The sequence below is a fragment of the Pseudomonas sp. McL0111 genome (assembly GCF_052567255.1).
This window is the reverse complement of the sequence record NZ_CP199585.1, coordinates 2,079,740-2,093,456: the sequence shown is the minus strand read 5'-3', so window position 1 is coordinate 2,093,456 and position 13,717 is coordinate 2,079,740. Positions and strand designations below refer to the sequence as shown.

Genomic DNA, 13,717 nt, shown 5'->3' with positions numbered 1-13,717 from the left:
ACGGGGATAAATCCCCTCGCCACAAAATCCTCTAACAACCAAGCCGTCCATCCCGTCGCTACTGCTTCGTCTACATTGTCTGTCGAGCCCTCCGCTCACATAACAATAAGCAGGAGCATCCGCATGTCGCTACAAGGCAAAACCCTGTTCATCACTGGCGCCAGCCGTGGCATCGGGCGTGAGATTGCGCTGCGGGCTGCGAAAGACGGGGCCAATATCGTCATCGCCGCCAAAAGCGCCGAACCGCACGCCAAACTCCCCGGCACCATCCACAGTGTCGCTGCAGAAGTCGAAGCCGCAGGCGGCAAAGCCTTGGCGTTGCAACTGGACGTGCGTGATGAAGACGCGGTGCGCCAGGCGCTGGCCCAGGCCAACGAGCATTTCGGCAGCATCGACGCACTGGTGAACAACGCCGGAGCGATCAAGTTGACCGGGGTTGCGCACATCGAACTCAAGCGCTTCGACCTGATGCACCAGATCAACACCCGCGCCGTGTTGCTCTGTAGCCAGGCTGCCCTGCCCTATCTGAAAAAATCCGCCGGGCACATTCTCAACCTGTCACCGCCGCTGAATCTGGCGAACAAATGGTTTGCGCAGTACAGCCCCTACACCGTGACCAAATACGGCATGAGCATGCTGACCCTGGGCATGAGCGAAGAATTCGCCAACCACGGGATCAGCGTCAACTCGTTGTGGCCACAGACCATGATTGCCACAGCGGCGATCGAGTTTCAGTTGGGCAGTCGCGAGTCGTTCAAACATGCGCGCACACCCGCGATCATGGCGGATGCGGCGCATGTGATTTTGAGCAGCGCAAACCGCAGCCTGACCGGGCGTTTGCTGATTGATGAGGAGATCCTTCGGGAACGCGGTGTGACAGAGTTCGAACACTATCGGTTTACCCAGGACAGTGACGCGGCGTTGATGATGGATTTGTTTGTGGATTGAGCCACCTCGAACAGCGAATCCCGTCTTGTAGGCGGGATCCACACGATTGACGTCGAATTCACAGGTTTTGGAATTACCGCCCTCTTATTGTCCAGCACAGGCTCTCGGAAGAGTCATAGCGACCGCATAAATACAACAAGGCTAATTTCTACTTAAGATATATAGAAAAATTTAATAACCAACTTGTAGCCAGGCTACCGGGCCCGCCGACTTTATTTCTTGGCAAAATTCGTGCAATCAATGAGTTGCACCTTACCCCTTCAGAACATCGAGAGATAACAATCACCCAGCACTTTTAACTGCATAAAAAACACTTCATGGCTACTGTAATTTCTGACAGTAGACTGCTGCTAGCTCAGCAAAATAATATCAATGTAACCTTGCCGCAGTGGCTTGCGGCAAGCGCTCCATAGCATCAGCGTCAAGGCAAACATGAGTCTAATAACTCACTACTCAAGAAAGAGGTCACTCGAAATGTCTACCCTCGATATTACTATTCATTTTTCCAGTGCTGAAGGAGGCGATAAATTCGCCTACAGCGTAGCAGCCGATGATCTACACCGCCAACTTTTCGAGTGCGCGGGGATTGGCACAGATATCCTTTTTAATGACAAAGGAAAAAGATACTATGGCACTGTGACCAAAAAAACCATCTTTCAAGGTGCGCAACGCGATTGGTCACTCGAAATAACTGTGGTAGGACATCCAAAATAAAAAACTTTAAACATTAAAAATACAGTCCGCATGGGCGACGTGCCGAGTTTATTTATCCAAGGAAAGCAGTTTGAATAAATAAACTCACCGCCTGACCATGGATATAAGCCAGTCATTGATCAATCCCGCACCCACGTGTGGAAATGCAGCTTCAACGCGTTAAAACTCGATCCGCACGTCCCCCTTCGGCACGCTGCAGCAAGACAGGATGAAGCCTTCCGCCTCGTCGTCCTCGGTAATCCCGCCGTTGTGATCCATCTCCACCTCGCCCCCAAGCTTGAGCACCTTGCACGTCCCGCAAATCCCCATGCCGCAGGCTTTCGGGATCATCAGGCCCAGCTTGGCCGCCGCCGCATGCACGGTTTCCCCCGGCGCGACGCGAATGCTCTTGCCGGAAGAAGTGAATTCCACCTGATGCAGATCCGCCGCGTCGATTTCCGGTGCGTCGGCAGCTTGTTCGGCTTGTTCCACCGCGTCGGCACGGGCCTCGGGTGGCGTGGCGCCGAAGGATTCCTCGTGGTAGCGCGCCATGTCGTAACCGGCAGCTTCCAGCAAGCGCTTGACCGCCGTCATGTACGGCGTCGGGCCGCAGCAGAAGACTTCACGCTCAAGGAAGTCAGGAACCATCAGTTCCAGCATCTTGTGATTCAGATAGCCGCGATAACCGGCCCACGGCTCGCCGAGACCATGCTTCTCGCAGATCAGGTGCAGGCTGAAGTTGTCGATCCGCGACGCCATGTGTTCCAGCTCGCGGTGATAGATGATGTCTTTCGGCGAGCGGGCGCTGTGGATAAAGGTCATGTCGACGTTGGCGTTGGTGTCGTAGAACCAGCGCGCCATGGACATGCATGGGGTGATGCCGACGCCGCCGCTCAGATAAAGCACTTTCGGGCTCGGGAAGTCGATGGCGTTGAACAGCCCGACTGGCCCGTGCACCGCCAGCTCCTGCCCTTCGTGCAGGGTGTCGTGCAGCCAGTTCGACACCTTGCCCCCCGGCACTCGCTTGATCGTCACCGAAAAGCTGTATGGCACCGACGGCGAACTGGAGATCGTGTAAGAGCGCATGATCGGCTGGCCTTCGATTTCCAGCTCCAGGGTGACGAACTGCCCGGGCTTGAAGAAGAACAGGATCGGCTGGTCGGCCATGAAACAGAAGGTGCGCACGTCCCAGGTTTCCTGGATGACTTTGACGCAACGGACGATGTGTCGGCCATTGGCCCAGGTCTGTGTGGTGACCGGATTCAGGAAGCTGTTGGACATGCTGTTCTCCACGGCCGACTGTCGGCCTCATGTCGGCGATTCTGCGTATAGCGCAGACCGTCCGTTTACCTATCCGCGACATTGACATACTTATCGCGACCAGCCCCCAACCACCGGGGGTTGCGCGTCGGGAACAGATTGCATCATGTCGCCCATGGATAAGGTTGCGCCCAGCGCCGGGCCCACACTCCGCCTCAGACAACGACGATTTCTTTACACCTTGCGTAGCACTACCGTTTAGCCACTTTCGCCGGCCACGCAGATGGCCTTGAGGATCACATCGATGGACGTCACCGCAAAAATCAGCCTGGGCGATCCGCTGGAACCCGCACGCAAGGCCACCGCACAGATGCTGCAAGAGCGCGAACGCACGTATTCGCTGCCACAACCGTTCTACAGCGATGAGCGTCTGTTCGATATCGACATGCAGGAGATCTTCCAGAAAGAGTGGTTGATCGCCGGCATGACCTGCGAGATCCCGGCCAAGGGCAACTACATTACCCTGCAGATTGGCAAGAACCCGATCATCGTCATTCGTGGCGCCGACGGCGTGGTGCATGCGTTCCACAACGTCTGCCGCCACCGTGGCTCGCGCCTGTGCACCAGCGACAAGGGCAAAGTCGCCAAACTGGTCTGCCATTACCACCAGTGGACGTATGAGCTGGACGGTCGTCTGTTGTTCGCCGGCACCGAAATGGGCGCCGATTTCGACATGAAGCAGTACGGCCTGAAACCGGTGAACGTGAAGACTGCTGGCGGTTACATCTTCATCAGCCTGGCGGAAAATCCGCCGGCGATTGATGACTTCCTGTCGACGCTGAACCATTACATGGAACCGTACGACATGGAAAACACCAAGGTGGCGATCCAGACCACCTTGTTCGAAAAGGCCAACTGGAAACTGGTGCTGGAAAACAACCGCGAGTGCTACCACTGCAACGCGTCGCACCCGGAGCTGCTGAAAACCCTGCTGGAATGGGACGACGTCACCGATCCACGCGCCGATCAGGCGTTCAAGGATCACGTTGCCGCGTCCGCCGCCGCGTGGGAAGCGGAGAAGATCCCTTACGCTCACGCCAGTTTCGGCCTGCGTAACCGCATAGTGCGCATGCCGCTGCTCAAGGGCACCGTGTCGATGACCCTCGACGGCAAACAGGGCTGCGCCAAACTGATGGGCCGGATCAAGAACCCGGACCTCGGCTCGATGCGCATCCTGCACCTGCCGCACTCGTGGAACCACTGCATGGGCGACCACATCATCGTCTTCACCGTGTGGCCGATCAGCGCGCAGGAAACCATGGTCACCACCAAATGGATCGTGCACAAGGATGCCGTCGAAGGCGTGGATTACGACGTCGAGCGCATGCGTCAGGTGTGGGACGCGACAAACGATCAGGATCGGCGTCTGGCTGAGGAAAACCAGCGCGGGATCAACTCCACGGCTTATCAGCCGGGGCCGTACTCGAAGACTTATGAGTTTGGTGTGGTCAACTTCGTCGACTGGTACAGCGAGCGTTTGCTGAACAACCTCGGGGCCGAGCCTGCGCCATACCTCAAAGGCGTCCCGGTCCAGGGCTAAAAAGCAAAAGCATCGCTAGCAGGCTAGCTCCCACAGGAGATCTTCTGAGCACCAGAGATCCACTGTGGGAGCCAGTCTGCTGGCGATGGCGTCAGAACATTCACCGCATTACCTGGATGACCACCTCACCGATCCATCCTCGCCAATAAACTCCTCAAAAATATCCTCCCCCACCAACCTGATCTTCGCGTACCCATTCAACACCCGCAGCGGATAAGCCGGGTCCTGCGCATCCTGCGTTTCCGACCACAACACCCGCGAATGCCCGTTGAGTTCACTGGTCGTCCCATACGGAATCGCCCCGTGCCCGGCACACCGCGCCTGCAATCCGCCCTGCTGCGCATAGACGATGCCGTTGTGCAGATGCCCCCAGTACCAATAATCCGGCTCGCGCCCGAGTGCATCGCACACCGGTTGATACAGCGCAGTCTTGTTGTGCCCGGAAATATCGAACCCCTGGTGATGACTGAGCACCATGATTTTTTTGCGTTTCGGCAGGCCCTTCATCCAGAGGATCTGCGGCTCGTTCAGCGTGCCGTCCATGTACAGATTCATCGCATCCGAGGCGTACGCCGAATCCAGCCCGATCACCAGCCAGTCATCGTTGATCAACGCGAAATAACTGGTGCCCTGCTGTCCCGGAAAACGCTTGGCCAGTTCCTTGAAATAACCGTGGGCGCCGCTGTACATCTCGTGATTGGAATTGAGGGTGAACGAGCCGTGGGTGCCCATCGGCCAACCGGCCATGTCGACGTTTTCCTGCGAGTGACTGCCGGCGTAGTACACATCGCCCAGATGCACGGTGAAATCGGCCTGCGCCAGTTGCATCTGATTGGCCACCGACACCGCTGGCGCATGGGTGTCGAACGGACCGGTGCCCCAGTCGCCGGCAATCGCCAGCGTCACGTCGCGCTTCATTTGCACCACGGCCGGATCAGTGCCGAAGGTCGCGTGATGCCGCAGGTTTTCGATCCACTTCAACAGCGCCTCGCTCCACAACAGATCGAGCAGCTCCCATTTGCGGCAACCGAGCAGCGTGCCGTCCTTCAGCACTCTGGTTTGCAGTTCATCCGGCGATTGCGGCAACGGTGTGGCGTTGCCGATGCGCAGGATCGACAAACCATGCGACAACTCCCACGGCACCGCCGGTTCATCGTCCGGCAACTCGCCGTTTTTCAGCACGTATTGCGCCTGATCGTGACCGCGCTGCAGCAGCTTGATGATCGCCTCGAACTCCTGTGGCTCCAGCTCGCTGATGAGCTTCATCCAAGCCATTTCCATGCGCGTGAACAAGCCGTGAATCCGCACTTTGACTTTGTCGTACTCGTGTTCCCAATGACTGACCAATGACATGGCGTAATCCTCTATCCGTAAGGGCTCACAGGGTTTTCATGAATTCAATCAGCGCGCGTTTGTCGTCGTCCGACAGTGTCGTGCCGTAGAGGTGACCAGTGTTGTGGTTGCCCTCGAGTCGGGTGTCGTATTTGAAGTCCGCCGAGGCTTTGGCCTGGGCGCCGCTGGTGACGAAACCGACGTTGACCGGGTCGTAGACATCGGAACCAGTGACGAACACCTGTGGGCGTTTTTCTTCGGGTTGCAGCAAATCCCACAACGTCGGCACCGAGCCGTTGTGCAGATACGGCGCACGCAGCCAGATGCCGTCAGTTGGCGTGTTGCTGTAGCTCTGGGTCTTGCGATAGGCACCGAAGTCGAACGGCGGTTTCTTGAAGGTGTGGAACGCGGCAACCAGGCCGACGGTGAACGAGTCCAGCCGATGCGGATCGGTGCCGAGCTGATCGATATTGGTGGTGACCTGACCGGTGTCGGCGCGGCCGAAATCATGGCAACCGGCGCAGTTTTTATCCCAGATCGGCTTGCCCTGCGCGACCTTGGCCTGATCCAGCGCCCACGGCCATGCCGGGGCTTTATGCCCGAGCAGCCAGTTGGTCACGCGGTTGAAGCTCGGCGGCAACACTGATTCCGGGGTCGCACCGACGGCCATTGCGGCGGCGTAGTTGCGTTCGTGAATCTTGTTGTTATTGCCGTCCCAGTGCAGGTACATCGTTTCCCGGGGTTTCTGGTTCCACACTTGCGGCAGATCGACAGTGCCGATGGTCGAATCATCCGGGAAGCCGAACACCACCATTTTCGTCGGGTTGAACGTGTCGGTGCGCCCCGGCCCTTGTTGCGGGCGCAGCTTCTGCCAGGCGTAGGCCTGTTTCTGCTTGAGCAGCGCACTTTTCGCCATCGGCATGATCAGGTAGCGGTTGTAGAGCCTTTCAAAAAAGCCCAACTGAAACTTGCTGTTGATCGCCGTCATCACCGCGTCGGTGCTGAATTTCGGATCGCTGGCGCAATCGTAGGCGAACCACTGGAAGGCCTGTAGCTGCAAGGTATTGGCCGGCGCACTCGGCACATTGACCGCCACGTCGCTGGCATTGGCCCGGTAGGAACCGGTGTGGCACAGCGCACAATTGGGTTCCACGGTCGGGTAACCGATCTGCCGCTTGGCCATGCCAATGGGCAAGTCCTTGCCGTTTTCGTAGAGGAAACCGAAGACTTCCCAGCCACCGGGTTTTGGCATCTTTTCCGGGCACAGTTGCGGCAGCACGGCGAACAGGTAATACGGGATTCGCGCTTCGATCCCGAGGCCGATGGCAGCGTATTTGTAGTGATCTTCGTCGGAGGCGTATTCCTGCTCCGGCACCACGCGCAGCATCTGATACCAGGTTTCGTAGCCGATGAAGCCCAGCACCGCGAGCACAACCAGAGTGCCAACCTTGAAGGCGTGGCTTTGCCAGTGTCGCGCCCACGCCGCTTTCCATTCGCGCCAGCCATTGCACAGCAACGCCAGCGGGCGGTTTTCGGGCGTGGTGCCGAGGTACAAGAGAATGCCGAGGATCAGGAAGAAGCTCAGATCCCCCATCAGCATCGGTACAAACACCGAACCCTGAATGCTGGTGTTGATCAGGTAAATCCAGAACGCCACGGCGATCAGCCGCGTCAGCACGCACAACCAGGAATGCACCACGTAGCGCGGCGCGTTGAAACCCGAAGGCATGTAAAACACGCTGATGCCGACCAGCAGCATCCCGGCGTTTTCCAGCCACGGGTCGGAGAGTTGCGGCGGCAGCCCGACCACCGATGTCAGCAACCCCGGCATAAACAACGCCGGGATCGCAAACACCATGTTCATCGCAATGCCGATCCAGATGAAACGTTGGAACCAGCGGATGTAGGTATCCATGTCATCCATTTCCTTCTAATCACCAACCTGCAATGCCTCCTGTGGCGAGGGGGTTTATCCCCGTTCGGCTGCGCAGCAGTCGCAAAACCATCACCTACGGTTCTCCAGATACACCGCATTGGCTGGTTTTAGGGCCGCTTCGCGACCCAACGGGGATAAATCCCCTCTCCACAGAGGATCTCCTCAGCACAACATTCAGTAACTTCTGTCAGCCGAGGGCAGTTTTCTCCAGGTGTTCAAGGATGATCGGATAGACATCGACCACCGCGTTCTTGCCGAACATGCAGTCGATGTGGCCGTAGCCCGGCACCACATGCCGGCTGTAGCGCTCCGGCCCGTGCATGTCGCAAACCCGCTGGTAGGTCTTGAGCGTGCTTTCCGGCAGATAGCACTGGTTATCCGCACCGCTGATAAAGCAGATCGGCATGGTCAGCCGATCAAAGTGCGGCATGTACACATCCTCGCCCTTGAAATTCACCAGATGCCCTTTGCGCACGATCAGCGCCAGATGCTCGAACGTCTCGATGTTCGATTCGCCGAACAGCTCGTGCAGGTTGTCGTGCAGGGTTTCGTTGAGGGTGTCGTGGCGGTACAACGAGGCGTACATGAAGGTGATGCGGTGGCACACCGGATTGCTGCAATAACCCTGGGCTTCGATCCTTGCGTAGCCATTAAGGGCTTTGTCGTAGAGCTTGTTGAACCAGTTTTCCTTGCTGTCGGCGTAGGCTGTCATCGACTTCACGCCGATGGCATCGAGCACGCCTGGCAAGTGCAAACCGGCCTTCAGTCCCGTCGCAGTAGCGACCACCGTGTCAGCAGCAATCTGCGAGCAGACCACCGAACGCACGCCTTGCAGCCCCGCCAGCATCGACATGAAGAACGTCGTCGCGCCATAGCAATGCACCACGCATTGCACGTCTTTGGCGTTGGTCTGCTGTTGAATCTGCGTAATGGCAGCCTTGAAGTCGTATTGGGCGATCTGATCGCCGTTCCATTCCTTCTTGCTCGCCGGCAGCAGAATGCTCACGCGAAAATCCAGCAGCCAGACGTCGTAGTCGTGCTTGCACAGGTACTCCAGCAGGTTGGTCTGAATGGTATCGGTGGAAAAGATATTCGAGCCGACGCCCAATCCATGCACCAGCATCACCGGGCCCTTGCTGCCCGCCTGATAACGCGTCAGGCGCAATTCCACGCCGTCCTCGGTGGGGAAGAAATGCACCGCTGGCACCGGCGCATCCAGCGGCCGTTTCAGCCGTGGCGGGGCATCCGGGTTGAAATAGATATCCCCGGCAAACACACCGCCGTAACTTTCCCAGAGAATCCCGGCGAAGAACTTGCCGAACCGCGCCAGTCCTTCGATGCGCTCACGCTCGTTGCGCGCATTGAGGACTTTCATGGTGGTCATCTGTTTGGCGAAATCGGTCGGATGGATGTGCATCACTCCGGAACCAATCACCTCACCGGTCTTGTCCGGCCCGCGATACAGCGTCACGTATAACGTGCTGGTGTCGTGCCAGATATTCAGCACGCCGTGGTCCTCGGGCACGGTTTTGAAGGAGCTGAAGAAATAGTCCTGGCCGTCCTCGGCGGTCAGTTTCATGTCGTACTTCATGTGCCGCGTATCGACTTGCTGGTCGAATTGCTCGAACAGATTGAACACGCCATTGCTCGCCGTCAGCGGTTTCGCCGACAGCGCCGGAGCGGTCACCGTGCCGACGATGGTGGCGGCATGTTCCGGCTCCTTGATCATCCGGTTCATGTCGGCGGCGGTGATGGTCAGGGTGAAATCGATCGGCGAATTGTCGGCCTCGCCGCGTGTCGCCGCGGCTTCGTAGATCTGCAGATCGGTGCTTTGCGCAGCAGTGAAGGCGCGAGAAAAATAGCCCTTCATGGTTTCGGTAAACTGCACGCCGAGGGTCGGCGGCGCGACTTGTTTGCGCGGTGCCGACGGCAACGTGTAATCGATCTGCCAGCCACGGTCGGCGGCCAGCAGGCCCATGTTGCGCTCGCTTACGGCGGAGATGGTCAGCAGCGGATTGACCGCTAGCGAGGTCGGAATCACCGCGCCATCGGTCACGTACAGACTGGCGTATACGTCAGTGCCACTGGCGCCGCTGAACACCTGCCCTTTGTGGTTGACCACGCCCTGCGCCGCATCTTCACCCATCACGCAACCGCCCAGCGGATGCACCGAGACGATGCTGTGCTTGAGCAGTTTGGTCCAGATCGGATTCTCCACCCACACCCCACCGAGCGCCTTGGTGCTTTGCTGCAGACGCGCGTTACCGATCTTGAAGTTTTCCTGGTCGCCGACACCCGGCCAGTCGATGCGCAACTGATCCTTGCTATCAAGCACCATCCGCCCCTGACCGCTGTCGTGGCTCATGATCAGGTACGTCTGCATGTTGTGCAGCGCACCGAAATAAGGGCCACGCAGAAAGCTTTCCGCCTCGCGCTCCTTGTACTTCAACTTGCCGCTGAACGTGTCGTCGGTGGCCACGCCGATCATCTCGGCGAACCCGGCCATCGCCGGCACCATCGGCCGACCCAGCGCGCCAGGGATCGAGCCTTCCTCGATGACCATGCGACTGCGCCAGTCACCTTCGGTGCGCATGTCGATCACCGAAGTGATGCAGGGGCCGACCGGTTGCAGTTCCTTGGCCGAGTGCGCGCCAAAACCGATGCCGTTGATGGTCTGCTCGCAGTTGTGGCCGAAGCCGAGGATGTCGCCGTTGCCGCTCATGTTTTCGCCGAGTTGCCCGGACATCACCAAACCCTTGGCCTCTGAACGCAGGAGAATTTCAGTCGAGCCGAGGGTGCCGGCAGACACCACAACGATGTCGGCTTTCACAAACAGCGTCGGCGCCGAGAACAGTTCGCGACCACTGTCCAGGGTCTGGAAGTGCACGATCCAGCCATCGCCGTCGCGCTCCAGATGTCGCACTTCGGCCTGACAGAAAATCTCTGCGCCGTGGTTCCAGGCGTCCGGCAGATAGTTCATCAGCGTGGTGTTCTTGGCCTTGTTGTTACAGCCCGACACGCAGTCGCCGCACTGGTTGCACGGCAATTGCTCGACGCCGACGTGGTTGATGTTGTTCGGCAGTTTGTCGAAGTTCACGTTGATCGGCGGCGTATAAAAATGCGCGCCCTGCTTGAGGTAATCCGCCGACTTGCGGTTGGCGTCGAGCTTGGGCAGATTCGGTGCGGTGCTCGGGTAGGGATTGGGTTTGAGCATCTCCCGGGCCCGGGCATAACCGTCCTTGAGCAAAGTGTCGCGATGTTCACGCACAGCTTGCGGCCAGCGCGGATCATCGAACACACCGGGTTCCGGTTCCAGAGCCACGTTGGCGTTGATCAACGACGTGCCGCCGAGGCCGCAACCAACCACCACGTTCTGCTGCGCATTGACGTGCAGATCGAACAACCCGGTGCGCGAGCCGATATGGCCGTCGGGGTCGTGGACCTGCAGTTCTTCTGTCGCGGCGATCATGGTGTTGGGGTATTCGCCGGGCTGGATTTCTCTACCCCGCTCCAGCAAACACACACGTTTACCGGCGCGGGACAAGCGTGACGCGGCAATGCCGCCGCCATACCCGGAGCCGATGACGATCACGTCGTAGTGTTCCTTGATATCACTGATGGGCGTTGCGATGCGTGTCATGAGACTGATCCTTTCTCAGGCTGATGCGGCAACTCTGCGGATGCCTGCAATCAATGGGCGAACGAGCACCTGGCCTCCGGGGCGAACCCGGCGACAGCACAGCGGTTGGGCAGAACTGGCGGACTACAGACGAGCGTGTTGATTGGCGGCACGGCGTAACGTGCGCTTGCGTGGCGAGGGGGGCGGGCGATGTGGGCGGCTATCCATCATGCGTTCTCCCAGAACCAGATGTGGATAAGTAACGGCTGTCCTTGTGCCATTGCAGTGAAGACAGGCGCTGGATTGAAGTCAAGGCAGCAGTTTAGAACTGTATGAAATGTGACCAATTGCCATTTGAACTATGCCTGGCGGGGCTTGCAAGGTTTGGCGAACAACTTATCCACAGAGCCACCCACAGCAAATGGGGACAACTGTGGATGAGTTGCAAATAAGTGGCTGATTTACGAAGAAAAACCGTGACTTATTCAGAAGCAGGGTTTTATCGAGTGATTGAGCGTTTTTTGATCACAACCCTGTAAGGCACGTTTCATATGGCCTGTAGAGGATGGCAAACACCTTATCCACAGAAGCGCCAACAGAGTTCGGGGGTAACTTCAGGTGATCTGTGGAAAAGCCCTGGAGCCCTTGATAAATCGGGCGTTTCGCGAAATTTCATGCGTAAAAAGACGTAATTGATCAAAATTCAACCAAACCCATGCAAGCCACGTTTTATATGGCCTACAGAAGATAGCGAACATCTTATCCACAGAAGCGCCAACAGAGATTGGGGGCAACTTGTGTCGTCAGACTGGGGAAAAAGCCCGAAAAAACCGCAACTTAGGCTGGTTGTTTTTTGATCTTCGGGCTGAGAGGCCTGATTGACGTGGCGTACAGCGAGGGACGAACACGTTAACCACAGATCGACCAACAGGGATTGTGGGTAAAACAGCGTTCGCTCAACGCCGATGCATCAGATAAGCCTCGCCGGTTACTGCAATCATCGGATGCGGCACAACCTGACAGGTTTTGACGATTGCAAAGCCATGGCGCTCGTAGAAACGTCGGGCACCGGTATTGGCGGCGTAGTCGATCAGGCTCAGGCCATTGAGTCGCAGACTGTCGGCGCGTTTTTGCGCGTGTTGAAGAAATTGCACCCCGATGCCTTTATTGCGCCAGCCCTCGTGCAACGCGAGGCTGGAGATGTACAGCGTGTCCGGCACTTCCATATCCGCGTAAGGCGCCAGCACCGGATCGGTACTCGGCTCGGCATCCGGATCATGGCGCATCACGTAGCTGTGCATCATGCCGATCACCTGTCCGTCGGCCTCGGCGATCTGGCAGTTCTGCCAGGAGAAGTCCACGTCATCCCGGGCATAGCGGCGTGCGCCGACGTCGAGCAGCGGTTCGCCGGGTTCGGCGATTTGGCTCCAGATGTAGTCAGAAGCGCCTTCCGAGGAGATCTGGAACAGGCGCGCGATTTCGCGGGCGTCGGTGCGTTGGGCCGAACGGAATTCAACTGCCATGTTTTTCCTTTATGGAGATTGGCGGTGTGTCAGCGGACGACACCTTCTTCGATCAGCAATTTGAGGATCGCCTCGGCCCCAGCCTGCGCCGTGACACCTTTGAGCACTTGGCCGCCACCACCGCTGGCCTTGGCCGTGGCCGCTTTCATCCGGTCTGCGCCACTTTTGGCCTTGATCACTTTCAGACGCTTGGGCCGTGGTTTGGCCGTTTGCAGCGTGGCGACTGCCAGCAGCTCGTCGTCGATCACCTCGATATCTTCAGCGTTCAACACCCCACGCCGTGCCGGGCCATAAGCACTCTGCCGGGGTTTCGGCGCAGCGTTATCCACAGTCGCCAGAAACGGCAACCTTACCTTCAAGCGCCGCCGCTGACCACGGGGCAACGCTTGCAGCACCAGCGCCGAACCGTCGCTGATCGACTCGACCTGTGCCAGCCCGACCACCAACGGCCAGCCGAGGCTTTCGGCGAGCAGGAACGGCAACATCCCCGAGCCTTCACCGGTTTCCGCCTGGCTACCGGTCAGTACCACTTGTGCACCGGCCTCACGCAGATACGCAGTCAACGCCGGCAAGGCATCAGCGCCAGCCGGTTGCTCCAGCACATGCAGTTGCTCCAGGCCCATGCCCAGATAAGCGCGCAACGCCGGTTCCGCAACGTCGCCGGCATGCAGCACTTGCAGGTTATCCCCAGCCAGTTGCAGGCCCAGCTCCACGGCGCGGGCATCCTGTTCGGCGCGGCGCGGCCGGCCCGAGGTCGGGTGGGCGCCGATGGAGACGAGGCTGATGATGTTCGTGCTCATAACCCT

The 13,717-nt window shown here is 58.3% G+C and carries 9 protein-coding genes; 3 read left to right on the top strand and 6 right to left on the bottom strand.

Annotated features, from left to right (window positions below; translation table 11 throughout):
- Positions 1–123 precede the first annotated feature (123 nt).
- Both ACTWLJ_RS09465 and ACTWLJ_RS09460 read left to right on the top strand, forming a co-directional pair.
- Positions 124–948 (top strand): SDR family oxidoreductase, encoded by an 825-nt coding sequence (locus tag ACTWLJ_RS09465; protein ID WP_445180655.1) that lies wholly within the window; start codon positions 124–126, stop codon positions 946–948.
- A gap of 474 nt (positions 949–1,422) precedes the next feature.
- Positions 1,423–1,662: a hypothetical protein gene (locus ACTWLJ_RS09460; protein WP_445180654.1), complete on the top strand. Its 240-nt coding sequence runs from the start codon at positions 1,423–1,425 to the stop codon at positions 1,660–1,662.
- A 159-nt stretch (positions 1,663–1,821) separates the two neighbouring features.
- Here the strand turns inward: ACTWLJ_RS09460 and gbcB are convergent, their stop codons facing one another.
- Positions 1,822–2,922 carry a glycine-betaine demethylase subunit GbcB gene (gbcB, locus tag ACTWLJ_RS09455; protein ID WP_401216260.1) on the bottom strand — a complete coding sequence of 367 codons (1,101 nt, stop codon included), beginning with the start codon at positions 2,920–2,922 and terminating at the stop codon, positions 1,822–1,824.
- A 283-nt stretch (positions 2,923–3,205) separates the two neighbouring features.
- Between gbcB and gbcA the strand changes: the two genes are divergently transcribed.
- Positions 3,206–4,501 (top strand): glycine-betaine demethylase subunit GbcA, encoded by a 1,296-nt coding sequence (gbcA, locus tag ACTWLJ_RS09450; RefSeq protein ID WP_401216261.1) that lies wholly within the window; start codon positions 3,206–3,208, stop codon positions 4,499–4,501.
- 108 nt (positions 4,502–4,609) lie between these two features.
- Here the strand turns inward: gbcA and ACTWLJ_RS09445 are convergent, their stop codons facing one another.
- The 5 genes from ACTWLJ_RS09445 to etfB form a co-directional block, all read right to left on the bottom strand.
- Complete coding sequence (locus ACTWLJ_RS09445; RefSeq protein ID WP_445180653.1) at positions 4,610–5,854, bottom strand: metallophosphoesterase family protein; 1,245 nt, start codon at positions 5,852–5,854, stop codon at positions 4,610–4,612.
- Between the two features lie 25 nt (positions 5,855–5,879).
- Positions 5,880–7,748: a c-type cytochrome gene (locus ACTWLJ_RS09440; protein WP_445180652.1), complete on the bottom strand. Its 1,869-nt coding sequence runs from the start codon at positions 7,746–7,748 to the stop codon at positions 5,880–5,882.
- 208 nt (positions 7,749–7,956) lie between these two features.
- Positions 7,957–11,409 carry a GMC family oxidoreductase N-terminal domain-containing protein gene (locus tag ACTWLJ_RS09435; protein ID WP_445180651.1) on the bottom strand — a complete coding sequence of 1,151 codons (3,453 nt, stop codon included), beginning with the start codon at positions 11,407–11,409 and terminating at the stop codon, positions 7,957–7,959.
- Positions 11,410–12,344: 935 nt separating this feature from the next.
- Positions 12,345–12,911 (bottom strand): GNAT family N-acetyltransferase, encoded by a 567-nt coding sequence (locus ACTWLJ_RS09430; protein ID WP_445180650.1) that lies wholly within the window; start codon positions 12,909–12,911, stop codon positions 12,345–12,347.
- Between the two features lie 29 nt (positions 12,912–12,940).
- Positions 12,941–13,711 carry an electron transfer flavoprotein subunit beta gene (gene etfB, locus ACTWLJ_RS09425; protein ID WP_445180649.1) on the bottom strand — a complete coding sequence of 257 codons (771 nt, stop codon included), beginning with the start codon at positions 13,709–13,711 and terminating at the stop codon, positions 12,941–12,943.
- Positions 13,712–13,717 lie beyond the last annotated feature (6 nt).